The 23,676-nt window shown below is 53.4% G+C and carries 26 protein-coding genes and 1 riboswitch; of the genes, 19 read left to right on the top strand and 7 right to left on the bottom strand.

Annotated features, from left to right (window positions below):
- Positions 1-28 precede the first annotated feature (28 nt).
- The 7 genes from MKY74_RS29840 (at position 29) to MKY74_RS29810 (ending at position 7,758) form a co-directional block, all read left to right on the top strand.
- Positions 29-1,024, top strand: a complete 996-nt coding sequence (locus MKY74_RS29840; protein ID WP_076173704.1) for a COX15/CtaA family protein — start codon at positions 29-31, stop codon at positions 1,022-1,024.
- Between the two features lie 101 nt (positions 1,025-1,125).
- Positions 1,126-2,892, top strand: coding sequence for a UbiD family decarboxylase (locus tag MKY74_RS29835; protein ID WP_076173706.1), 1,767 nt, complete (start codon positions 1,126-1,128; stop codon positions 2,890-2,892).
- Positions 2,893-2,916: 24 nt separating this feature from the next.
- Complete coding sequence (locus MKY74_RS29830; RefSeq protein WP_076173708.1) at positions 2,917-3,636, top strand: Cthe_2314 family HEPN domain-containing protein; 720 nt, start codon at positions 2,917-2,919, stop codon at positions 3,634-3,636.
- An 89-nt stretch (positions 3,637-3,725) separates the two neighbouring features.
- Positions 3,726-3,861: riboswitch (SAM riboswitch) on the top strand.
- Between the two features lie 153 nt (positions 3,862-4,014).
- Positions 4,015-5,031, top strand: a complete 1,017-nt coding sequence (locus MKY74_RS29825; RefSeq protein ID WP_076173711.1) for a methionine ABC transporter ATP-binding protein — start codon at positions 4,015-4,017, stop codon at positions 5,029-5,031.
- Positions 5,031-5,699 (top strand): methionine ABC transporter permease, encoded by a 669-nt coding sequence (locus tag MKY74_RS29820; RefSeq protein WP_076173713.1) that lies wholly within the window; start codon positions 5,031-5,033, stop codon positions 5,697-5,699. Before MKY74_RS29825 ends, MKY74_RS29820 begins: the two co-directional genes overlap by 1 nt.
- Before the next feature lie 138 nt (positions 5,700-5,837).
- The gene (locus MKY74_RS29815) at positions 5,838-6,686 is read left to right on the top strand and encodes a MetQ/NlpA family ABC transporter substrate-binding protein (protein WP_076173715.1); all 849 of its coding nucleotides are present in this window, start codon (positions 5,838-5,840) and stop codon (positions 6,684-6,686) included.
- A 286-nt stretch (positions 6,687-6,972) separates the two neighbouring features.
- Positions 6,973-7,758 carry an SDR family oxidoreductase gene (locus MKY74_RS29810; RefSeq protein ID WP_076173717.1) on the top strand — a complete coding sequence of 262 codons (786 nt, stop codon included), beginning with the start codon at positions 6,973-6,975 and terminating at the stop codon, positions 7,756-7,758.
- Positions 7,759-7,843: 85 nt separating this feature from the next.
- Here MKY74_RS29810 and MKY74_RS29805 read toward each other — a convergent pair whose 3' ends face one another.
- Complete coding sequence (locus MKY74_RS29805; RefSeq protein WP_076173718.1) at positions 7,844-8,089, bottom strand: NifU family protein; 246 nt, start codon at positions 8,087-8,089, stop codon at positions 7,844-7,846.
- 162 nt (positions 8,090-8,251) lie between these two features.
- On the opposite strand from MKY74_RS29805, the gene MKY74_RS29800 reads away from it, so the two are divergent.
- On the top strand, positions 8,252-8,506 hold the full coding sequence (locus MKY74_RS29800; protein WP_076173719.1) for a YuzB family protein: 255 nt from the start codon (positions 8,252-8,254) through the stop codon (positions 8,504-8,506).
- Here the strand turns inward: MKY74_RS29800 and MKY74_RS29795 are convergent.
- Together MKY74_RS29795 and mqnE are read right to left on the bottom strand one after the other, a co-directional pair.
- Positions 8,503-9,564 (bottom strand): NAD(P)/FAD-dependent oxidoreductase, encoded by a 1,062-nt coding sequence (locus MKY74_RS29795; RefSeq protein ID WP_076173720.1) that lies wholly within the window; start codon positions 9,562-9,564, stop codon positions 8,503-8,505. The two genes, MKY74_RS29800 and MKY74_RS29795, sit on opposite strands and share 4 nt — an antisense overlap.
- Positions 9,565-9,623: 59 nt before the next feature.
- Positions 9,624-10,730: an aminofutalosine synthase MqnE gene (mqnE, locus tag MKY74_RS29790; protein WP_076173721.1), complete on the bottom strand. Its 1,107-nt coding sequence runs from the start codon at positions 10,728-10,730 to the stop codon at positions 9,624-9,626.
- 816 nt (positions 10,731-11,546) lie between these two features.
- On the opposite strand from mqnE, the gene MKY74_RS29785 reads away from it, so the two are divergent.
- Positions 11,547-11,906, top strand: a complete 360-nt coding sequence (locus MKY74_RS29785; protein WP_076173722.1) for a HesB/IscA family protein — start codon at positions 11,547-11,549, stop codon at positions 11,904-11,906.
- 81 nt (positions 11,907-11,987) lie between these two features.
- Here the strand turns inward: MKY74_RS29785 and MKY74_RS29780 are convergent, their stop codons facing one another.
- Complete coding sequence (locus tag MKY74_RS29780) at positions 11,988-12,203, bottom strand: hypothetical protein (protein ID WP_076173723.1); 216 nt, start codon at positions 12,201-12,203, stop codon at positions 11,988-11,990.
- Positions 12,204-12,398: 195 nt separating this feature from the next.
- Here MKY74_RS29780 and MKY74_RS29775 point away from each other — a divergent pair, with 195 nt between their 5' ends.
- Positions 12,399-13,061, top strand: a complete 663-nt coding sequence (locus MKY74_RS29775) for a YheC/YheD family protein (protein ID WP_076173724.1) — start codon at positions 12,399-12,401, stop codon at positions 13,059-13,061.
- A 278-nt stretch (positions 13,062-13,339) separates the two neighbouring features.
- Positions 13,340-13,483: a sporulation histidine kinase inhibitor Sda gene (locus MKY74_RS29770; protein WP_089548462.1), complete on the top strand. Its 144-nt coding sequence runs from the start codon at positions 13,340-13,342 to the stop codon at positions 13,481-13,483.
- A 205-nt stretch (positions 13,484-13,688) separates the two neighbouring features.
- On the opposite strand, the gene MKY74_RS29765 is transcribed toward MKY74_RS29770, so the two are convergent.
- On the bottom strand, positions 13,689-14,684 hold the full coding sequence (locus MKY74_RS29765) for an NAD(P)/FAD-dependent oxidoreductase (RefSeq protein WP_076173725.1): 996 nt from the start codon (positions 14,682-14,684) through the stop codon (positions 13,689-13,691).
- Positions 14,685-14,879: 195 nt separating this feature from the next.
- On the opposite strand from MKY74_RS29765, the gene MKY74_RS29760 reads away from it, so the two are divergent.
- The 3 genes from MKY74_RS29760 (at position 14,880) to MKY74_RS29750 (ending at position 16,563) form a co-directional block, all read left to right on the top strand.
- Positions 14,880-15,023 (top strand): hypothetical protein, encoded by a 144-nt coding sequence (locus tag MKY74_RS29760; RefSeq protein ID WP_167372910.1) that lies wholly within the window; start codon positions 14,880-14,882, stop codon positions 15,021-15,023.
- Between the two features lie 89 nt (positions 15,024-15,112).
- Positions 15,113-16,306, top strand: a complete 1,194-nt coding sequence (locus MKY74_RS29755) for an NAD(P)/FAD-dependent oxidoreductase (protein WP_076173727.1) — start codon at positions 15,113-15,115, stop codon at positions 16,304-16,306.
- A complete protein-coding gene (locus MKY74_RS29750) occupies positions 16,306-16,563 on the top strand; it encodes a hypothetical protein (protein ID WP_076173728.1) in 258 nt (85 codons plus the stop codon). The genes MKY74_RS29755 and MKY74_RS29750 overlap by 1 nt, the downstream gene beginning before the upstream one ends.
- 288 nt (positions 16,564-16,851) lie before the next feature.
- Here the strand turns inward: MKY74_RS29750 and hemQ are convergent, their stop codons facing one another.
- Positions 16,852-17,601, bottom strand: a complete 750-nt coding sequence (gene hemQ / locus MKY74_RS29745; RefSeq protein ID WP_076174040.1) for a hydrogen peroxide-dependent heme synthase — start codon at positions 17,599-17,601, stop codon at positions 16,852-16,854.
- 273 nt (positions 17,602-17,874) lie between these two features.
- Between hemQ and MKY74_RS29740 the strand changes: the two genes are divergently transcribed.
- The 4 genes from MKY74_RS29740 (at position 17,875) to dnaI (ending at position 22,501) form a co-directional block, all read left to right on the top strand.
- On the top strand, positions 17,875-18,171 hold the full coding sequence (locus MKY74_RS29740) for a YuiB family protein (RefSeq protein WP_076174042.1): 297 nt from the start codon (positions 17,875-17,877) through the stop codon (positions 18,169-18,171).
- Positions 18,172-18,267: 96 nt separating this feature from the next.
- Positions 18,268-19,959, top strand: a complete 1,692-nt coding sequence (locus MKY74_RS29735) for an alpha/beta hydrolase family protein (RefSeq protein ID WP_084204100.1) — start codon at positions 18,268-18,270, stop codon at positions 19,957-19,959.
- 36 nt (positions 19,960-19,995) lie between these two features.
- A complete protein-coding gene (locus MKY74_RS29730) occupies positions 19,996-21,516 on the top strand; it encodes a helicase DnaB (protein WP_076174045.1) in 1,521 nt (506 codons plus the stop codon).
- Between the two features lie 31 nt (positions 21,517-21,547).
- Positions 21,548-22,501: a primosomal protein DnaI gene (gene dnaI, locus MKY74_RS29725; RefSeq protein ID WP_076174048.1), complete on the top strand. Its 954-nt coding sequence runs from the start codon at positions 21,548-21,550 to the stop codon at positions 22,499-22,501.
- Between the two features lie 140 nt (positions 22,502-22,641).
- On the opposite strand, the gene MKY74_RS29720 is transcribed toward dnaI, so the two are convergent.
- Positions 22,642-22,800 (bottom strand): YqzM family protein, encoded by a 159-nt coding sequence (locus tag MKY74_RS29720; protein WP_089548459.1) that lies wholly within the window; start codon positions 22,798-22,800, stop codon positions 22,642-22,644.
- 399 nt (positions 22,801-23,199) lie between these two features.
- Between MKY74_RS29720 and trxA the strand changes: the two genes are divergently transcribed.
- Positions 23,200-23,517: a thioredoxin gene (gene trxA, locus MKY74_RS29715; protein WP_076174051.1), complete on the top strand. Its 318-nt coding sequence runs from the start codon at positions 23,200-23,202 to the stop codon at positions 23,515-23,517.
- Positions 23,518-23,676 lie beyond the last annotated feature (159 nt).

Here is a 23,676-nt window from a genome sequence, read left to right as displayed (position 1 = left end):
TTTATTATGAGCAGCAGGTGAGAGAATTTTGAATACCAGACAATTGAAATGGCTTAGTTATTTAACGTTTGTCGTGATGTTTTTTGCGACGTTCGGCGGAACCGTGGTCACCAAGACCGATTCCGGACTCGGATGCGGGCATGAATGGCCGCTGTGTCACGGTGAGTTCGTTCCGGCGCATACCATCGCCTCATTAATTGAATATTCGCACCGGCTGGTCAGCGGGCTGGCAGGGCTTACAGCGGTCGCGGTGGTGGTCGCCTTCCATCTGTTCGCCAAGAAGCGGAGTGACCTGCGCACGTATTCGGTGTTGACCCTTATTTTCGTATTGGTTCAGGCTGTCATGGGGGCAATGGCCGTCGTGTATGACCAGTCCTCGGCCGTGCTTGCCTTCCACTTCGGTTTCTCGCTGATCGCATTTGCCAGCTCGCTGATGCTGGCCTTAGGCGCCCGCAGGATGGACAAACTGGGCGAGGCTTCGTACCCGTCCGGCGGTACATCGCGCGTCAGTGCGACCTTCCGCGGCTATACATGGGCCGTGACCATCTACTCCTATATCGTCGTTTATATCGGAGCATATGTCAGCCACACCAACTCGGCGGGGGGGTGCCTGGGATGGCCGCTGTGCAACGGGAAGTTCATTCCCGAGCTGTCCGGAGGGGTGACTATCGCGTTTATCCACCGGATCGCGGCACTGCTGCTGCTGATCGCCATCGCCGTACTGGCCGTCTGCGGCTACCGGCTGAACCGGGGGAACCGGGAGCTGCAGGGTCTCGGCATCGCCGCGGTAACGCTGTGCCTGATGCAGGTGTTCAGCGGGGCGGCGATCGTGTCGACGCTGAACAAGCCGGAGGTTTACATCTTTTCCGCGCTGCTGCACAATCTGCTGATTTCGTCTCTGTTCGGCGTGCTCTGTTATTTGAGCGTCCGTGTCTGGCAGACCGGAAGGGCGACGCTTCAGCAGCCGAAGTCCGCTTCGGCCGCCCGGGGAATCGGCTTTGAGCCGCAGGGCGGCAAACGATGAACTGAATACCGCTGCACATCCAAAGTCCGCGAAGTGATTCGAGGGCTTTGTTTGTAAGTTTATTTATTATTTTTTGGCTTATTCTGGAGAGGAATGATCGTGTGAGCTATCAAAATTTACGCCAATGGCTCGAAGCCTTGCGCAAGGAAAATGACCTGAAAGTGATCGAGGCTCCCGTGGATCCGTACCTGGAGCTGGCAGAGATCCACCGCCGGGTCATCGACGAACAGGGGCCGGCGCTGCTGTTTACGAATGTACAGGGGACTCCGTTTCCCGTGGCTACGAATCTGTTCGGTACCAGCCGGCGCGTAGACATGGCGTTCGGACCGCGTCCGGAGGAGCTGATGAAGTCCCTGGTGGGTGCGCTCGATACGATGCTTCCGCCGACGCTGTCGGCGCTGTGGAATGAACGCGGCCTGATCAAGGACATTCTAAAGGTAGGCATGAAAACCGTACCGATGGGCGATGCCCCTGTACTCGGTGTCTCCCGCAGCGACCAGCCGCTGAAAGACCTGCCGCGGGTTACAAGCTGGCAGGAAGACGGCGGCCCGTTCATTACGCTGCCCCTTGTTTATACGGAGAGCCCATCGCGGCCCAAGGACCACAATCTGGGCATGTACCGCATGCAGATTTATGACAACCAGACGACCGGTATTCACTGGCAGATCCACAAGGGCGGCGGCTTCCATTACCACGAAGCCGAGCAGCGCGGCGAAGCGCTGCGCATGACGACGTTCCTCGGCGGACCGCCGGCCCTGATCGCGTCGGCGATTGCACCGGGCCCGGAAATGCTGCCCGAGCTGCTGCTCACGTCCATGATTCTCGGCGAAAAGCTGCCGATGGTGGAAAATCCGCTCGGCGGGCACCGGATTCCGGCGGAAGCCGAGTTTGCGATCAGCGGCCTCGTCCCGCCGTTCGAACGGCGTCCGGAAGGCCCGTTCGGGGACCATTACGGGTATTACTCCCTGATGCATGACTTTCCGGTCTTTCACGTCAACCATATGTGGCACCGCAAGGACGCCATTTATCCGGCGACGATCGTAGGCAAGCCGCGGCAGGAGGACTATTTCATGGGCGAATTTCTGCAGCGTCTGCTGTCGCCGGCCTTCCCGCTCGTCATGCCTTCGATCAAGTCGCTGTGGACATATGCCGAGACGGGATTCCATGCCCTTGCTTCGGCTATTGTCCGCGTCAGTTACTCCCGCGAGGCGCTCGTATCCGCCTTCCGGATGCTGGGTGAAGGTCAGCTGTCCCTGACCAAATTCCTGATCCTGACCGACCAGCCGGTCGATCTCGAGAACGCCAGCGAACTGCTGGAAACGGTGCTTGCGCGGTTTAACCCGGCCGTCGATCTGTTTATATTTAATAAGACATCCCACGATACGCTCGATTACACCGGACGCAAGCTGAACCACGGCAGCAAAGCCGTGCTGATGGGGATCGGGGAGCCGGTTCGCGAGCTGCCGCGTGCTTATGAGGAGGGGCCGATTGCGGAGATCGAACAGATTGTTCCTTACTGCGGAGGATGCCTCCTTGTCTCAGGCGCTGGGTACGAGGACGAGCCGGAGCTGCCGGAGCGCCTGCTGCAGCGGCTGCAGGAGAAGGGAACCGAATGGCCGCTCGTCCTTCTGGTGGACGATGCCCGCCAGACGGCAGCCGACCAGACGTCCTTCCTGTGGACGGTGTTTACGCGCTTCAACCCGGCCACGGACATCTATGCGGGTGCCGAAGTGCGAAATCACCATCTGTCGTACCGGCTGCCGATTGTAGTGGATGCACGCATGAAAACCGGGTATCCGGATGAACTGATTCCGCGGGAGGATATCGTCAAGAAGGTGGATGAACGCTGGAACAGTTATTTTGCGTAAATACTGATCAGGGAGAGAATGCCGATGCTGCGAACGCTGCTTGGAGAGATGCCCCGCCAAAATAACGGGCTGCTCGAAGATGCCATCGAAACGATGGTGGAGACGATCCATTTGCTCCAGAACGAGATCGAAAAGAATGAGGATCCCAGCCATGATTACCGCAAACTGGAGATATGGACACGCGGTTTGGTGTCTTCCCTGGATGAATTGGAGCAGAGCTGGTATGCCGCTTCCTTTTTCCGTCAATCGGTCAAGGCCGGTTATGTAGATGACATGACGATTGAGGAGCAGGCCGAGTACGCCAGGTACGTATATTTCTATAAAAACGGATTTATCCGCGTGTTTTCCGTTCTGGACAAGCTCGGAACGGTGCTCAATGATCTGTTTGATCTGAACACGCAGAAGAACAAACCGCATTTTTCCTATTTTACGGTGCTCCGGCAGTTTCACTACATGAAAACCCATGAAGGCCTGGCCGGGCAGCTGTCAGAGATCAAGGACGAATACAAGAGCGCCCTGAACGTGCTGCGCAAACGGCGCAATGCAGAGGTTCATTACATGAACTCCGAGATGCAGGATGACTTGTGGCAGCGGCACCAAGGTCTTAAGGATAAGGTCGAGCTGGAGGATCTGGACCAGCATTTGAGCGAGCTGAAGCAGGGGCTGGACATGGTATGCAAGTCGCTCTCGGCATCCTTTCATTACGCCAACAAGCTGTGGAAAAAGGAAGGCATGCATCCTTAAAGGGATACAACAAATTTCCTTTTGACAAAGTGCGCAAATATATCTATACTGTAAAAATGAAAACACGTCATCATTAATTTCATAATCTTTTCTTATCGAGAGAGGCGGAGGGACAGGCCCGATGAAGCCCGGCAACCGATTTGAGCACGGCATCCGCCGTTACTTGAATGTCATGGTGCTAATTCCTACAAGCTGCAGCTTAAGCTGCGGGTTGGCAGATGAGAAGGCAGCGACTTTTACAAATAAGGGAGCCCCTTTTCTGATTCTGTCAGAGGGGCTTTTTATTTTGCCTGGATTCGATAGAATAGACTGGTCATTTAGATAGATTAAGCGAACCCTATTCAGGTAGGATAGGGGGAAGAGAGGGGGGCCCTTCGGTTGATCGAACTGAAGCAACTGACGAAAAGGTACGGCCAAGGGGCAAAGGCGACGGAGGCTTTGTCCGGGCTGAACCTCAGCATTCATAAAGGAGAAATTTTCGGCGTGATCGGCCACTCGGGCGCAGGGAAGAGCACCTTGATCCGGTGCATGAACCTGCTGGAACGCCCGACCTCCGGAGAAGTATGGGTAGGCGGCGTTAACCTGACGGGCCTGAGCAAGCAGCGGCTGCAGAACGAACGGCGGAAGATCGGGATGATTTTTCAGCATTTCAATCTGCTTAGCTCGGCGACGGTGTATGACAACATCGCTTTTCCGCTCCGGTTGGCCCGTAAGGGCAAGGCGGAGGTGGAGGCCAAGGTCAACGAGCTGATCGCGCTGGTGGGGCTGGAAGCCCATCGCAATAAATATCCGGCCCAGCTGTCGGGAGGCCAGAAGCAGAGGGTGGGCATCGCCCGCGCGCTGGCCAGCGATCCGCAGGTGCTGCTGTGCGACGAAGCGACTTCGGCGCTCGATCCGCAGACGACGGATTCGATTCTGAAGCTTCTGCTGGACATTAACCAGAAGTTTAATCTGACGATCGTCCTGATCACCCATGAGATGCACGTCATCCAGAGCATCTGTGACCGGGTGGCCGTGATCCATCAAGGCGGCATCGTTGAAGAGGGGGCGGTCACGGACGTATTCCTGAAGCCGCAGCACCCCGTGACCAAGGATTTTGTCCGCGGGGAGCAGAGCCAGGGCGAACCGCTTGAGCTGGCTGCCCAGGCTTCCGGAACGGGTTCGGCGCAGGCTGTGAAAATTACGTTTCTCGGCAGCAAAACGTACGAGTCCATCCTGTCCCGGACCGTGCGCGAGACGGGTGCGGATTTCGCCATCCTGCAGGGCACCATTTCCACCATTAAAGATACCCCGTACGGGCAGCTGATCGTCCGCTTTGAGGGCGGACGGGAACAGATCGATGCGACGCTCGCAAAGCTGAGCGAGCAAGGGCTTGACGTGGAGGTGATGAACTGATGTGGGGTTTGGATTTTTCCTCGGTTGACTGGAACGAGATCGGCGTAGCCACCCTGGATACGCTGAAAATGCTCGGGGCTTCCGCGGTGTTCACCTTTATCCTCGGTCTTCCGATCGGCATTTTGCTGTTTATGGCATCGCGCTCGACGACGGGCTGGGTGCGTGCCGTCTATGCGGTCATTTCCTTTATCGTGAACATCCTCCGTTCGGTCCCGTTTATCATCCTGATCGTCGCCCTGATCCCGGTCACGAAAGCGATCGTCGGCGTCACCTTCGGGGTGATGGGGACGATTCCGCCGCTGGTGATCGCCGCTGCGCCGTTCTTCGCCAGACTGGTCGAAACATCGCTGCGCGAAGTGGACCGCGGCGTAATCGAGGCGGCGCATTCGATGGGCGCTTCGACCTGGCAGGTCATTACGCGGGTGCTGCTGCCCGAAGCAAGACCAGGCCTGCTGGCCGGAATTACGATTACGGTCGTGACACTCGTATCCTATACGGCGATGTCGGGGATGGTTGGCGGCGGCGGTCTCGGCGATTTGGCCATCCGCTACGGTTATTACCGCTACGAAACGACCGTCATGATTATTTCCGTCATCTTCATGATCGTGCTGGTACAGCTGCTGCAAATGGCGGGCGACCGGCTGGTGCGTCACTTTACCAGAAAGTAAGGCGTACAACGTGTTTGGCTCACAGTCATGCATCCGGATCACCGGATTTGACCTGGAAAGGCAAGGCAGGTAACATCAAAGCACTGCCTTTCTAATATAAATCATATTATTCTTATGAATTTAAGGGGGATTTATCCAATGAAAAAATGGCTCGTTTCTTTTCTGACCTTGGCCCTGATTGTCGTGCTCGCAGCATGCGGCAGCAAGCCGAATAACAGCAGCAGCGATGCTGCGGGCGAATCCACGGACAAACCGGCTGCAGCCGAAACGGTTACACTGACGGTTGGCGCGACGGCGAAGCCTCATGCCGAAATTTTGAAGCATATCCAGCCTGCGCTTGAAAAAGAGGGCGTGAAGCTCGTTATCAAGGAGTTTTCCGATTATGTGCAGCCGAACGTGCAGACGTTCCAGAAACAGCTCGACGCTAACTTTTTCCAGCATCAGCCTTACCTCGACAATGAAAACAAACAACGCAAGATGGACCTTGTTCCGGTCGTAGGCGTTCACTTGGAGCCGCTTGGTGCTTATTCCAAGAAGGTGAAAAGCGCTGACGAAATTCCGGACGGCGCAACCGTCGGCATTCCGAACGATGCGACAAACGGCGGACGCGCGCTCAGCCTGCTGGCCAAACAAGGCTTGATTACATTGAAGGATCCGAATAAAGTAGAATCTACGGTGAAGGACATTACCGCCAATCCGAAAAACCTGAAAATCAAGGAAGTCGATGCAGCAATGCTGCCGCGTCAGCTGAGCGAATTCGACCTGGCCGTCATCAACACCAACTACGCGCTGGAAGCCAGCCTTGATCCAACGAAAGACGCGCTCTTCATCGAAGGCAAAGACAGCCCTTATGTTAACATTCTGGTGGCACGTCCGGACAACAAAGACTCCGACGCCATCAAGAAGCTGGCTGCTGCCCTGACTTCCGACGACGTGAAGAAGTTCATCGAAGACACGTATAAAGGTGCCGTTATCCCGGCATTCTAAAGCCTGCGAAATGCGCAGCACAGCCGCAAGGGGTTCATCCCCTGCGGCTTTTTTATTTGCATCTGTGTCGGGCAACCATTTTTTATTTGGATCGCTTTTCCTCGCGGCCCGGCTGTACAGGGTTTCCAAGTTGCGGCGGTGCCGTGAAATCTTTTATACTATACAGGATCAATGATCTTGCGTGAGGTTTGTACATACATACACCATTATATTTTTAATAGGAATGATGTGTCATCGAATGGATCAAAGGATGGGAAGTTCGGATAGCAGAAAGGAGGGTGGCATTTTGAGGGGAAAGGTTGCCCTGATCACAGGCAGTGCCAAGGGACTTGGCAAAATGACGGCGCTCACGCTGGCACGTTCCGGCTGCGACGTCGCGCTTAACTATGTCCACAGCCGCCGCGAAGCGGAGGAACTGCGGGCGGTCATCGAGGGACTGGGCGTGCGCAGCATCGCCGTGCAAGCCGATGTCTCCGACACGGGCCAGCTGGAGCAGTTGGTGGCTCGCGTCGAGTCCGAGCTCGGCAGTCCGGACATCGTCGTGAACAACGCGGGACCTTTTATCCGCGAGCGTAAACGGTTCTCCGATTATACCCAGACGGAAATTTTGTCGCTCATCCAGGGCAATCTGGTCGGCACGATGCTGCTGGACCATTTGGTGCTGCCTGCGATGCGGACTAAGCGCTGGGGAAGAATCATCCACTTCGGCTTCGGCCATGCGGCGGAATCGAGAGCGTGGCCGCACCGGGCGGTGTATGCCGCCGCCAAGACCGGACTGGTTTCTTTTACGAAGACGCTGGCGGTCGAGGAGGCCCCGTATGGCATTACGGTGAATATGGTGTGTCCCGGGGACATCCGCGGGGATAACAAGGAGAAGACCATTGCCGAGGTCGCCGGGTTGCAGGACGGCGAGACGCCGCGGGGCCGACCCGGCAGCGGCGAGGATATCGCGCGCGTGATCGAGTACTTGTGCCGCGACGCTTCCGATTTTATCACCGGCAACATTATGGACATCTCCGGCGGTCTGGATCCGATCCGTCCCTGGATTGGTCCGGCCGATCATGGGATGTGAGCGCCTGTTATGGTGCCCCAAGCCACAAAAAAAAGAAGAGACCCGTCTTCGATGAAGTCAGGTCTCTTCTTGCTATTGAATGGGATTAGAATACTTGAATAACGTCGTTGATTCCTTCAACTTCCTCAACGAGGGCGCGTTCGATCCCGGCTTTCAATGTAATGGTGGAGCTTGGGCAGCTGCCGCAGGCACCCATCAGTTTCAACTTCACGATGCCGTCTTCCACGTCAACCAATTCCACGTCGCCGCCATCGCGTTGAAGGAACGGGCGAAGCTTATCAAGCACTTCCGCTACTTCATCATACATGGTGCTCTGTGCGTTTTCGCTCATTGATTTCAACTCCTTTCCTGTAATCTTTATTATATTACAAACCGAGACAAAATAAAATGGCTATATATGCTGAATCGGACAAGGCCGTTGATATTATTCGGCTCACCCGGTAAACTAAGATAAGGCCTACCTAAGAATCAATACCTAAAGCAGGTGATATCATTGAGACCCATCATCGAGTTTTGCACCAACAACATGCATTTCGGAACCGATGAAGTCATGGAGAAGCTGGAGGAGAATCCGGATTACGACGTTATCGAATACGGATGCCTGAGCAATTGCGGCCAATGTGCCATGATGCCCTTCGCCATGGTGAACGGTGAGATTATAGATGCGGACAGCGCCGATGAGCTGTATGAGGCCATTATGGCCAAAATAAAAGAACTCGAGGCTTGGGACAGCCTCGAGCTGGATTAGCCGAAATGGCGTCTGGACTTCCAGAGTACCCCGCTTTTTAACAGGCGGGGTACTCTTCCTTTTACCGAAGTTTTCCCCATCAGGCCAAAGCCCGCCTTGCTGCCAAGCGACCCAAGGGTTCCACGGAGGTGGATCTTGTGGATCTTCGGCGTTTCGCCTTTCCAGAGCGCATGGATCACGTCGGCCACTTGTCTGGCCTGGGCTCCTGCCGCCTGGGCGCTGGGAGCGAACGGAATGCTGGCGCAGTCCCCCACGACGTACACTTCCGGGTAATCCGGAATTTGGGAATACGTGTTGACCACGACCCGGCCTCCCGGATCCTTCGGCACGTTCAAATCCTGAACGACCTTCACCGGCTGAATGCCGCCCGTCCAAACCGCGGCGTCGGTGTAGATTGCTTCATCCCCGTTATAGACGATACCGTCTTCCACCCGGCACACGGATATGTGGGAGCGCGTATTCACTTCATGATCCATGAACCACTGCTCCACGTACAAGGAAACCGTCTGCGGGAAGGAGGAGAGCACCCGGCTGCCCCGGTCCAGAATCGTGATGTTAAGATCCGGACGGCTCTCCCGCAGCTCCGCAGCCGTTTCAACGCCGCTGAGGCCGCCGCCGATAATATGTACGTTTCCGTACGGCTTGACATCATTCAAGCGCTGATAGGTTTGGCGCGTGCTTGAGAACGTCTGGATGCTGTTCGTGAATTGATCCGCGCCAGGTATGCCGTGATAACGGTCGGTACAGCCCAGGGCGATCGTCAGGTAATCGTATTCGATCGGGTCGTCGCCTTCGAGGTGTACCCGCTTGCCTTCCAGATCGATGGATGTGACTTCGCCGTATTTTTTCGTGAGCTGGGGATGGTTCGGAAACTGGATGCGCAGATCATAGTCGCTTGCCGTCCCTGCCGCAAGCGCGTAATACTCGGTTTTAATGCCTTGGAAAGGCATGCGGTCAATCAAAATCAGCTCCATATCTTGGGGGAAGTGGTTGTTCAGGAGACCTTGAATCAATGCAAGGCCTCCGTAACCTCCACCCAGGATGACGAATTTTCTCATATGTCCGTCTTTCCTTTCTCATACGTCGGGTTTGAGGAAAGGTATAAAATTCCTCTTACTTATTCATAAACTTTTATTTCATTATAAAACGTGTCGCGTTCCACAGGAATGCGTCCTGCGCCTTTGACTAGCCAGATCAGCTCATCGCGGGTGAGGCCTTCCGGAGTGAGCGCGCCTGCGGCGTGGCTGATGCGTTCCTTAAGGATGGTGCCATGGACGTCGGATGCGCCGAAGCTCAGCGCAACCTGGGTCAGCTGCGGACCGATATTAATGAAGTAAGCCTTCACGTGGTCGATGTTGTCCAGCATCAGACGGCTGATGGCAATGGTCTTCAGATCCTCGTAGGCGGAGTTACGGCGCATGATGCCGGCATTTTTATTTCTTGGCTGCATGGAAAGAGGAATAAATACCATAAATCCGTTCGTTTCGTCCTGAAGGTCGCGAATCTGCATCATGTGGCGGATCCGGTCTTCATGGGACTCGATCGATCCGTACAGCATGGTAGTATGCGTCTTCATGCCCAGGTTATGCGCCGTCCGGTGCACCTCGAGGTATTGCTCGACGTTAGCCTTTTCCACCCGCATTTTTTTGCGGTATTGGTCGGACAAAATTTCCGCACCGCCGCCGGTCAGCGATTTCAGTCCCGCTTTTTGCAGCTCCTGCAGCACTTCCTTGATGCTGAGGCCGCTGATGCGGGTGAAGAAGTCGATTTCGGCCGCTGTATAGGCTTTAAGCGTTACGTCCGGGAAGCGGTCGGTCAGCGCCTGCAGGGAATCCACATAGTATTGGAAAGGCACGTGCGGGTTATGTCCCCCAACGATATGGAATTCCCGGACGCCCGGATGAATGTGCTGCTCAATATATTCGACCATTTCAGGACCGGAATACGTATAGGAGCCTTCATCACCAAGGTCTTTGCGGAAGTTGCAGAACGCGCAGTGCGCCTCGCAGACATTGGTAAAGTACAGGCTCATGTTTTCGATGAAATATACTTTTTTGCCGTTCTTGCGCAGGTTGGCTTCGTTCGCCAGCTGCCCCAGCGTCAGCAGATCATCGGTTTCATACAGAAATACTCCATCCTCAAGGTTCAGCCGCTCACCCTGGCGGACCTTCTCGATGATTTCCTGCATGCGTCTTTCGGTGTTCGATGTTACAATAGTGGACATTTCCATTCCTCCTGTTCGCATTTTGGTCGTGCGGAAGACACGCCCTTTGGAGGACGCAAGAGTCAACCCGCAGCGCCTGGAAGGAGTCCGGCGTTCAACCCGTCCAGTCGATTTGCCAATTTTATCGGTCAGCGTCTTCCATGTACCGCAGAGGATATGTATTCAGCGGATCATCCAAGCCGTAAGGCCAGACGCTTTGGTAAGCACTCCGGAGAGGCTTTTGGCCGGTAAAGGAAAAGTAGGGGGCCGCCTTTTTTAGATTATAGAATGTATACATTTTTCAACGAAGCCGAAGAATTCTATAATCGCAAGACAAACATCCGCCAAGCGCGGCCTGTCTTCTGTAATGAATCGATAGACTTTTTATTGTGAAAAAAGTTACAACCCAGAGTGACAGAGCGTTGTCTTTTCCATGACAAATTACCGACACTTGCTCCCTCATTACCCACCTATTATAAACCGCCTATCCGGGGTCCGCAATACAGTTATACAGAATCGGCATGCGAAGATCCGGAAATCATACCATCTTTAAGGATCCTGCGAAGGGGGCAAATGTGATATAAATCCTCCGGATGAAGCCTGATTATACCTTTTGGAGGCGCGAATACGGCGTTCCGACCGCCTTTCTGGTACATCATGGGAACGGAGGGGCTGCTGCCGGGCGGAACCTCTCTTGAGGGGAACAACGTTGTGGAGTATACTAAAGGTAAGTGCAATGTACTCACAGAGCGGGACTTTTGCTCGGCCGCCTTTCAGGTGCGCTGCTGAAGCCCTGCAATGAATAAATTCACATCAGTTAACCAAGGAGGGTTACCTATGATCAACATTAGCGATTCCGCTTCCGATAAGCTGAAAGAAATGCTCGCCGAACAGGAAATTCCAGGGATGTTCCTCCGTCTTGGGGTACAGGCCGGCGGATGCAGCGGATTTTCTTACGCCATGGGCTTCGACGATGCCGAAACCGAAGATGATGTATACATGGACGTTAACGACCTGAAGGTGGTCGTGGATAAAGAAAGCCTCCGCCTGATTGACGGGCTGGAAATCGACTTTGAGGAGTCCGGCATGAGCGGCGGATTCACCATGAACAATCCGAACGCTACGGCGACCTGCGGATGCGGCGCTTCGTTCCGTACAGCGCTCGATGCAGGCAAACCGGCTCCTGAGGAGTGCTAACGGGCTCGCACTGCGGATGAATAAGACAAAAGGCTCACACCCGCTTCGTACTGAAGCAGGTTGTGAGCCTTTTTTTGTTCGTTAGGAGAGCCCGGGAACGATAAACGTTTTGTTCACCATCATGACGAGCATGGCCGCCGCCACGATTGAAAAAGCGATGCAGCAGGTGCCGAGCCCTTTGCGTCTGTCTTTCAGAAATTTAAAGCCCAAAGCAAAGATTAAAACGGTTGTCACGACCAGAGCAAGGGACATGCCGATCATGCCGACCCAGTATAATACCCCGAAAAATTGAGCCACAGCTGTTATCCTCCTTCGCAGGATATTCCAAATTTACACACTTCATTTCATTATATCCGATTTAGACAGGCACGCCAAGGCTCCGCTATCCCCCGTTTTTTACGCGTTTATCCTTTTCTATGCACAAACATACAGGAGGGAACCCGTAGATACGAGTATGTTAATAACATAGGAGCATAGAAAGGAGGCGACAACATGGGGGGAAGACAGCTGGCAAGCAAATGGCTGAAGACCGAAGCGCTGCTGACGGATCCGGATGTTGCCCCATATATTCCGCAGACCCGGTCTATGAGCCGGGAGAATCTCCAGCAAATGCTGGGAATGTATGACTTTGTCGTCGTAAAACCGGTCGTCGGCGGAGGCGGTTACGGTGTCATGAAAATATCCCGTACCGGCAGCGGTTATAGTATAACCCGCTTCTCTCAAACCTATTATTTTGACAGCTTCTCCGGCATGTACAGCGGTTTTCGGAAGCTGAAGGTGAGAAGGACCTATTTAATTCAGCAGGGGATTAAATTGGCCCAGGTCGATGGGCGTCCGATCGATTACCGTGTCAAATACGTCAAAGTGGACGATCGTTGGGTCATTACCGCAATGGTGGGACGGGTCGCGCGCAGCGGACTATTCGTAACCAATCTGTGCAAGGGCGGTTATTTGCTGAAAGGACGCGTTGGCCTGAGCCGTTCCCTGCCGCAGATCTCTTCCAAAGCAAAGCTTAAAGAGATGCGTTCCCTTACCCGGCGCTGTACAGCAATTCTGGAGCGGCGTTTTCCCGGCATCGGCGAGCTCGGCTTTGACTACGGTCTGGACCACAGCGGGAGAATTTGGATTTTTGAAGTAAATACGCGCCCTCAATAAATCAAACTGGCAATGTTTAGGAGATTATAGGCGGGGTAATATCATTATATAAGACTATGAAACTGGAAAAAAATTTTTTGAAGCCGGGTCGTATGCACAGCACCTGTGTATAACGTTTATCCCCAAAATCCACTGCAATTTTGTTGGTATTCCGACACTTGCTAACAAATTATACACAGGATTTCCACAACAGGTTGTGGATAAAGCGAACGCTTGTTCTCTTATGTGAAGTTTGATATGATAGTTTTGAGGAAAATTAAGGAAAGGATGTGAAGATAATGGCTATGTTGTCGGATGAATTGCTGCTCGATTCTTATCATATGGCCGTGGAACTCATGCTGGATCATGATTTCATCGCTTTACTCCTGGCCGAAATCCACAAGAGGAATCTAGAGACTTCATCAGAGAGTTTAGTTCATTAGGACACATCCCGGTACACATCCACAAATGCTGTTGTATTATAAGCTGCATATGACGTGGAAGTTATGGAAGGTGTGGAGGTGTAACATCTATTTTCCAGATTAGCAGCACCGCAACAAAATGAGGGTATCCTATCTGAATCATGACTTCATGACGATCAGATCAGGATACCCTTTTTTTTGTGCCCAATTTGCGCGTAACTTCGGGCTAGAGTTTCATATTGCTGCTGTGGCCGGGAGACAGCTTAGCTTCCGGATCAATGTATACCTTCGCGTTGTTGACCGCGGTCGGCGCCTCGCCGAATCCTACGGCGATAAGCTTCAGTTTGCCCGGATATGTGGTGATGTCTCCGGCGGCGAATACGCCGGGAATGTTCGTCTCCATGCGGGAATCCACCACGATGGAGTTGCTCTCAATCTGAATGCCCCAATCGGAGATCGGGCCAAGGGAAGATACGAAGCCAAAGTTCACGATGACGTCGTCGACTTCGATCTCCTGCGTTTCTTTGGTCTTCACATGGGACAAGGTCACCTTGGTAATCGTGTCTTCCCCGTGCAGGGCGGTGATTTCCGTCGGCGTCACGACCTGAACCTTGGAAGCCATCAAATTCTCGACGCTGTGCTCATGCGCACGGAATTTGTCGCGGCGGTGAATCAGCGTGACCTGCTCGGCGATCGGCTCCAGCATGAGCGCCCAGTCTACCGCGGAGTCTCCGCCGCCGCTGATCAGCACCTTTTTCCCCTTGAAGCGGTTTAAGTCATTCACAAAGTAGTGCAAATTCGTTTTCTCAAATTTCCTAGCGTCTTCAAGCTCCAGTCTGCGGGGTTCAAAGGCTCCGACCCCCGCCGTAATGATGACGGCTTTGGAGTGGTATTCGCCTTTATCGGTCGTCACCACAAAATGGCGCTCGTCCTGCTTAACGAGGGAAGTAACCTTTTCCTCCAGGCGTACGTTCGGCTGGAACAGGTCCATCTGCTTTTGCAGATTGTCGACCAGCTCCTGTGCCGTTACTTTAGGGAATCCGGCCACGTCATAAATGTATTTCTCGGGATATAAGGCTGCAAGCTGCCCGCCAAGCTGGGGCATACTTTCAATGAGTGTGACTGATGCCTGGCGCATCCCGCAATAGAAAGAAGCGAACATGCCTGCAGGACCTCCTCCGATAATGAGCAGGTCGGTTATGTCAGCCGGCTGCGATGTCATTAGTGTAAGCACCTCCAACAAATATAAATAAGAACGCTAGCGAAATTAAGCACGCTGTATATTCTTCAAATTCCATCTCATTATAATACATCCGGGCTTCGGCTGAAAAGTTTACATCCTATTTTGCAAATTCTCCGTTTAGATAAGAGAATAAACTTAACTGAAAACTGGAATGAAAAGGAAAATGAAAACAGCATGGATGCTCTCATGGAAGGCCAAATAATACTTGATCTTTTATGGGAAAGTGGCTATCATTTTAGTTATGTGCGGGCAGGTTTTGGTAGTATTCCCGCTGTTTTTTTTCTTTCACAGGCTGCCTGTGATAAAAAGATTCATTGAAGTTCAAACTAATGTGTAATATTTCACAATAACATTTGTAATGGTTCACAAATATATATAGAGACCGACATTTTGGAAGGAGCAAGATGATGAGCAACATTCCCAAGATAGTAATCCTTGGTGCGGGTTACGGCGGCATCCTGACAGCACAGCGCCTTCAAAAGGAATTGAATTATAATGAAGCGGACGTAACGCTTGTTAACCGTCACGATTACCACTATATTACGACCCATTTGCATATGCCCGCTGCCGGTACGGACAGCGTCGAGAATACACGGGTACCGATTTCGAAGCTGATTGACGAATTCAAGATCGATCTGGTCAAATCCTCCGTTCAGGAAATCCGTCCGCATGAGAAGAAGGTCATCCTGGAGGATGGGACGCTCTCCTACGATTTCCTGGTCATTGCCCTCGGCGGGGAATCCGAAACCTTCGGCATTCCGGGGATGGCCGAATATGCGATGACGATCCGCAGCATCAACTCGGTGCGGCTGATCCGCAAGCATATCGAGTACCAGTTTGCGCTGTATAAAAATGAACGCAGTCCGCAGGAAAGAATCAATTTTGTCGTCGGGGGAGCGGGCTTCAGCGGCATTGAGTTTGTTGCAGAGCTGGCAGACCGCATACCGGCACTGTGCAAGGAATATGATGTCGATCCGAATCTTGTGAATGTCTACAATGTGGAAGCGGCGCCTACGGCGCTGCCGGGTTTTGCTCCGGAGCTCGTGGAGTATGCCATGGAAGTGCTCCGCAAGAAAGGCGTAACCTTCAAAATCGGCGTGGCCATCAAAGAATGCAAGCCGGACGGCGTAGTGCTTGCGACCGGTGAAGAGATCAAGGCGGCTACGGTGGTGTGGACCGGAGGAATCCGCGGCAACCATATGATTGAAGCGGCCGGCTTTGAAACGGCAAGAGGCCGGGTGAAGGTTGACGAGTACTTGCGGGCGCCTGGAAGCGACCACATCTATGTCATCGGGGACAACGCCCTGATTATGAATCCGGAAGGGCGTCCATATCCGCCGACGGCGCAGATCGCGATGCAGCAGGGCGTGTGCTGCGCTCATAACATCGTCACGGCAATCCGCGGCCAGCAGCCGAAAAAGTTCGAATTCAGCAACAAGGGCACCGTCGCTTCCCTGGGTAAAGGCGAAGGTATCGCGGTAGTAGGCGACAAGCATATAAAGGGCTGGCGGGCAGCTCAATTGAAGAAGATCGTGGATATGCGCTACCTATTTATTATCGGCGGCATTCCGCTGGTATTGAAGAAAGGAAAATTCCTGTAATGAGGCACTGCAGTGTTCAAGTCCGCGCATTGTTGACCCGGGACGAACTGGACCGTTATAACGCCTTGATGGAAGTGGGATCCTTCCTCGAGGACCAAAACCGGTACGATCTGTCGTATACGGTCCAAAAGGAAGTGGACATCCTCATCCTGCCGGCCATTGAAAGGCTGAAGGAAAAGGGAAGGGACCGTGACCGCGCGACCGCCGAATTTTTGGAGTCGATGAAACAGCAGGATGAACAACAGGAAGAGGATTAAGGAAACAGCAAAAAGGTTTGCCCTGAATTTACTCGGGGCAAACCTTTTTTTAAGAGATCAGAAAAGTATAAGTTTCGGAGCTTCTGCTTCCTGATCTCGCAAGAAAAACTTCCTTTAGACGCGGTCTGTCTTCTTTGAAAGTACGTCGATAGACGTTTTTTTTAAGAGATCAGAAAAGTATAAGTTTCGGAGCTTCTGCTTCCTGATCTCGCAAGAAAAACTTCCTTTAGACGCGGTCTGTCTTCTTTGAAAGTACGTCGATAGACGTTTTTCTTATATGAAAGTATTTTAAATTTTCAGCATGTCCTCAAAAGATTCCGGCGTCAGAATCGCTCCTACGAAGAAGCCGCCGAATTCGGCATAGCGGGCGCTGACTTCATCAAAGCGCATTTCATAAACCAGCTTCTTGAATTGAAGCGCGTCCTCTGCGAACAGAGTAACTCCCCATTCCCAATCGTCGAATCCGATGGAGCCGGTAATGATTTGCTTCACTTTGCCTGCATAGCTGCGGCCGATCAGCCCGTGGCTGCGCATCATGTTGCGGCGGTCGTCCATGTCAAGCATGTACCAGTTATCGGCCTGATCGCGCTTTTTATTCATTGGATAGAAGCAGATGTACTTCGTCTTCGGCAGGATCGGCTTCAGACGGGCGACGACATGCGGATTTTCCATCGGGTCACCTTCACCGGAACCGGCGAGATAGTTGCTGAGCTCGACGACGCTGACATAGGAATAGGACTTCGTCGTATATTGCGCAAACAGCGTTTTGTTAAACGCAGTCTCGATGGCGTTCAGGTCTTCGAGCGTTTCGCGCAGGTGCATGAACACAAAATCGGCCTTCTGTCCGATGATGCTGTACACTGCTGTGCTGCCCTGCTTGCTGGATTCCACCTCGGACCATTCGTTCAGGAACGCCTGGAGCTCGTCCAGCGCCATGGCGCGGTCCTCGTCGTCGGCGGCCTTCCATGCCGCCCAGTTCATGGAACGGAAATCGTGGAGAGCGTACCAGCCCTCCAGAGTTGATGCTGCTTCATTCATCTATGAATCACTCCTATAAATAGTTGCCTGTAAGCGGATCCCAAGGTTGCTTGCTGGACCCGAGTATCAGGGTCGTTGACGTTTTTCTTCATTGTAGCTCAACCGCAAGCGCAAGAGCAAATGAAGTCACAATCTATTCACCGATTGTTCGTTGATTCGTGACCGTTTTTTTAGTAAACTAACTACTAGTCCACAAAACGTGGCAAGACTGTGAACGGCCTGTTTGTATCCGTTTTAGCGGGGCGATAGAAAAGAAGAGGTGACTTGGCTGAGATGCAATTTATACCCGTTCTCGTGCTGATGGTGTTATTTTTTGTCATGATGTTCGGCATCGGCTTTATTTTGAATATGTTAATGAAAACGACCTGGTTCCCCTGCTATTTGTTTGTCATCGTTATTTTACCGGTGGTCGTATACTCTTTATGGGACCGCAGCCAAATGTCGCTGCTCAGTCACTTGGAGTCTTTTCGCGTAGTTGACTATTTAACGGGAGTAGCCGGATTGGCAGGCGCGGTCATCAGCGGCTGGTCCATCCAGAAGCTTCGCAGAAGCGGATTTAAAATGTTCTAGGCCGGCAAATCGGCCGATTTCGAAACAGCTCTCCACCCGGGGGGCTGTTTTGCGCTATCCCGGCGCTGAAGGGTTGAATGATGGGGGGACGGATGGATGTGGAGAAAAGCATTGGGTCTGGTGCTTGCCACCGGGCTGATGGCGGGAGGTTCGCTACCAAACGCGATGGCGGCGTCCGCAGGAGAGCAGACTATGATCCCGCTCCGGACGGCGGCCGAGGCGCTGGGCGCGAAGGTGCTGTGGGACGGGACGGACAAGCGGGTTCAGGTCTCGCTCGGCAAAACCCGCTGGAAAATCACGCCCGGCAGCAAGCAGTCCTTATTGGACCAAGCGCCGTATGAACTTGCGCGTACCGCGGTGACGGACGGAGGAGGAGCGCTGCTCGTGCCGCTCCAATCGTTTACCGGGGCTTTGGGCATCCGGGGAACTTGGGCGGACCATCGCTGGTCCCTCGATCCGGATGACTGGAAGGGGAGGGCGATCTACTGGATGACCCTGCTGCGCCATGGGAAATGGGAAGAGGCGGGACGGATGATGGATGCATCCTTATCGGATGCTTATCCGCCTTCGTCGCTTCCCAAGTATGAAGAACGGCTGGAAAAGCTGTACGGCCTCGACTGGAGCCTGCTGCATGCCGAAGCCTATACGGATTCCGTACGCAGCAACGCCCGCCTGGTCTACCAGACGCCAAAAGGAGAGACGTTCGGCATGGAGCTCCGGTTCAGCCCGGAGGGGTTGCTGAACGATATTGCCTGGATCGAAAATGTGACCAGCAGCTATCGGGCACCCGCCTATGACCACCCGGAAAAGTACACGGAGGAAGAAGTGCAGGTCGGCCAGAGCCCTCTGCTCCTTCCAGGCACGCTGACGCTCCCCCGGAACATTCAGGAGAAGGTTCCGGCGCTTGTGCTCGTCCACGGCTCCGGCCCCAATGACCGGGACGAGTCTTCCGGCGGGGGCAAGCTGTTCAGGGACCTGGCGGTGGGGCTGGCCGGCGAAGGGATTGCGGTGCTCCGCTACGAAAAGCGGACGCGGGAATACCCGCTTCGTTCCGCCACCCCGTCCTTTACCGTCCAGGAGGAGACGGTTGACGATGCCGTCAGCGCCGCTGCCCTGCTGGCCGCCGATCCAAGGATCGATCCGCAGCAGATTTATGTGCTCGGCCACAGCCAAGGCGGGATGCTTGTCCCGCGCATCATCGCTTCGGATACGGGCAAGCATATCGCCGGCGCGGTCGTGATGTCCGCCCCATCCGGACCGCTGGAGGACCTGATGCTGATGCAGTACCGGGGAATATTAGGGCGGGCGGAAGAAGAGGGAGCTTCGGATGAGAAGCTGGCCCGTCTGCAAAAGCAGGTGGACACATGGGAAAAAGCCGTCGCGCTGCTGAAGGACCCCGGTTATTCGAAGGAGCATCTGCCGGAACATTTTCCGCTGCCGAACGCGTATTGGTGGTTCGATTTCAGAAACTACAGCGGGCCGCTGCTCGCCAGAGATCAGAACGTCCCGATGTACATCCTCCAGGGGGAAAATGACGTGCAGGTCCCTCCGCCGAGCCTTAAGGTGTGGAGAAGTGCGCTGAGCCAACGAAAAGACGTAGTTTTTAAGTCATATCCGGGACTTAATCATATGTATATATATTATAGTAAGAACTCGACCGGCGAGGAGTACAAGCTGCCCGGCAATGTGCCTGAGGAGGTCATCACCGATGTCGCAAACTGGATTCATTTGGGGATGAAAGACTTGTCGAAAAACGGAGAAGAAGCGGACCCTTTTGTGATAGAATAGAGAAAGTCTACGAATCGATGGGAGGGAGCATAGATTATGCATATGAAGAGCCTGCTGCATTTTACCGAAAACCACCGGTACTGCGTGTTCCGTGATTTTGGTTTAAGCAGCCTGGACAACCGAATGCTCAGCTCCGTATACCAGCCCATGGTCGGGGCATTTGCCATCAGCTTATACCACCTGCTGTTTCAGCATATCCCGGCAGAGAAGCTGGGCTACTCCCGGGTTGAACAGCAGCGGCGCATTTTCCTGTCGCTTGGGCTTGAGCCGAGCGAGAAGGGACGCAAATATCTGATTGAGCAGGCTTCCCGTCTGGAAGCGGTGGGGCTGCTGCAATCCTGCCGGATTTACGTGCCCGAGCAGGAAGATTACATGTACGAATATGAGCTCCAGGCTCCACTCTCGCCGACGGAGTTCTTTAATACACAGCATTTGACGCTGCTGCTGCGCGATAAGATCGGCAAATTTGCCGTCCTGTCGCTGCGCGAGGAGCTGTGGTCGAAGGAACCGGAAGAGTATGCCGGATCATCGTCCGTCCATAAAGAAAATATTTCATTGGCCTTTTACGATATTTTTGAACTGAACACCCATGTGATCGATTACGAGCTGGAACAGGCGTTGTCTGAGGTATCCACGTCAAGACAGCCTGGACTTCGGGTTCTCGATGAGGAAGGGGCGCTGAATTATTCCGATATCATCCTGCGCTTCCCGCGGGATTCCGCCAACCGCCGGCATGTGGAAGGGCTGCGCTTCAACCATGAGCAGATGGGCGTCATCAATTTTGTCGGACGCAAATACGATCTCAGCGTCCAGGACATTTGCCGCCTGCTCGATGAGGACGGCATCTTTGGGCCTGACGGCGACATTCTGCTCGACGAGTTCCAGCATAAGGCCAGCCTGCAGTTCCGCCAGGACAAGCGCCGCCAGGAACAGCGGGACGTGTACGCGGGGAAAGTCATTTCCTTCCGGCAGGCGGAAACGGAAGAAGAGCAGGCTCCGTTGGAGCATGCCGTGCAGATGGAATATTACGTCGACGTTCCGGTTCAGTTCCAATCCAAATGCGACATTCACCAGTATAATATGATGCTTCGGAATGAGCCGTATACGAAGCTGCTCAGAACTTATTTTCCGGGCTCGGTGCCGGACAATTTTATCGATATATTCGAGAAGATCGACCTCAGCTACAAGCTGCCGGGTGAAGTCATCAATGTGCTGATCCACTACTTGATGTCCCTATTGACCGAAGGCGGGAACGACCAGCGGATCAACCGCAATTTTGTCGAGGCCATCGCTTCCAACATGCTGCTGAAGCAGGTCAACTCCTATGAGAAAGCCGTGGAGTACATCCGCGACCAGTCCAAGGTCAAAGGAAAGCAGGCCGCAGCAGCCGGCGGCGCAAGAACCCGTACATACGGCGGCAAAACGGTGAAGATGAAGCCGGATATCCCGCTGGCCCAGGAAGACGGGCAGGTCGGCGATGTCAGCGAGGAAGAGTTTGAGGAAATGCTGCGTATGGCAGCTGAAATGCAGGCAAGCAAGAAAAAGGGTGGCATATAGAACCGCCTGAAGAGAGAGGAGGACAACCGGCATGGATTCTTTGGGGCAGCTGCTGAAGCAGATGAGAGGGCCTTCCTTTATACAGCGGTCGAAGGAGATCGCGGACGAACTGCTGAGGGATCCGGCGGTACGGGAGCTGCGGCAGGAGCATCCGGAGCTGGAAGAATCGCTGCTGCGGATGAACGTGACCCGGCTGTACCAGTTTGCAACCGACCGGCGGCACTGTGACCGCTGCCCGGGGCTCGAGCGGTGCCCGAACGATTTTCAGGGTCATTACAGCAAGCTGGAGGTGGAGGTCGTCAACGGGATTACGGAGCTGGTGGAACGCAAGGTTCCCTGCACCCTGCAGACGGCCAAGCAGCAAGAGGACCTGATCAAGAAGCGGATCCGCAGCTTTTACGTGGACGAGCGCGCATTAAGCGAAGGATATAACGAGGTTGAGATTATGGGCAAGGACCGGAACCGGGCTCCGGCGGTGAACCAGGTATTCCGGTATATCCGGGAAGTACGCGAGAACGGTCTGCCGAACAAAGGACTGTATCTGTACGGATCGTTCGGGACCGGCAAAACGTTTCTGATGAGCTATCTCCTCCATGAGCTGGCGATTACCGGTCATACCGGGGTTATCGTATACATGCCTGATTTTGTGGAGGATCTGAAGGGGATGCTTAGCGATAACGTGAAGCTGAAGGAGACTGTGGAGCTGATGAAGGCGTGCGATCTGCTCATTTTTGACGATATCGGCGCCGAAAATTTGAGTCCCTGGGTACGCGACCACGTGTTGGGCTCCATCCTGAATTACCGGATGAACCGCAAGCCGACCTTCTATACGTCGAATTATGCTCTGGACGGCCTGGAAAGGCATCTGAGCTTCACGAACAAAGATGGCGAAGAAGGGCATAAGGGTCAGCGGCTGATGGACCGCATCGCGCCGTTCGTCGATGTCGTGCATTTGCACGGGGAGAATCAGCGCCGCAGACAGTGATAAGGGCCATTTCAACAGAACCTGGGCCAAGCGGCATTTTGCATCATTACCAAATTCACTGTTTATAAGCCAAAAAAACCTGGCCAACCTGTCCAAAAGACAGGCGAAGCCAGGTTTTCTTGTAAGCCCTATGGGGCTAATTAGCCGGAAATAACAAATTTAATGATCACCATGACTGCAAACAGAACGGTCATAAACAGCGCCATTCCGCCAAAGCCATTCATCAGATCCATTAAATCATTGCGCGGCTCTTCGTTCACGTGTTTCCGCGGATCGTTAGCGTGCACGTTTGCATCCATTTGAACAAATGCCTCCTCATCATGGTTTCAGCCTGATGTCAATGAGCCTTCTCATGAACAGAGAAACCCGAGTTAACATTAGTATACCCAAACTTCAAAGAATTTGTAAAGAATATATGGTGAATACTTATAGGGGCAGGAAAGGGTGGCTGAGCGGTTTAGGGGCCCGAATTTCGTTTAATCTGTAATTAAGGGTTTCACATTTCTTGACGGAATGTGTTATACTTAAACTGTCCACAAAGACATATCAGTTTAGACGTCCATTTGCGCTCTTGCGATTACGGGGGATACCAAGCCGCATGGCCGTTTTTTCGTCTCCTGCGTACAGCCGCTAAACATGGTCTGTCTTCTGTGAAGCAGAATACACCGAATTTTTTTCTTATAAGGAGGAAACCTATTATGGCAATTGTGAATGTATCCGACCAATCCTTTAACGCTGAAATCGAAGGTCAAGGTACGGTTCTGGTAGATTTTTGGGCACCATGGTGCGGTCCTTGCAAAATGATCGCTCCGATTCTGGAAGACCTGGCTAACGAGCTCGGAGACTCCGTGAAAATTGCCAAACTGAACGTGGATGACAACCCGGAAACGGCGTCCCGTTTCGGCGTGATGAGCATCCCGACTTTGATTTTCTTCAAGGACGGTCAACCGGTTGATAAAGTGGTCGGCCTGAACTCCAAAGAAAACCTGAAAAACATCATCGCTAAACACCAATAATTGGTGCATGGCCGATGACAGGCGCCTCCGGATGATTCCGGGGGCGCTTTATTCGTATGTAGGTACGGATCCCTGGCAGATGGCCGAAAATAGGTTGTCGGGATTTTTTGCATATTTATATGCAGCGCTGGAATGACCCGAAGGTAACCGAATAGGCTA

This window comes from Paenibacillus sp. FSL R5-0378 (assembly GCF_038009285.1).
Lineage (GTDB): Bacteria > Bacillota > Bacilli > Paenibacillales > Paenibacillaceae > Paenibacillus_AQ > Paenibacillus_AQ favisporus.
This window is presented reverse-complemented; position numbering and strand designations above follow the sequence as displayed.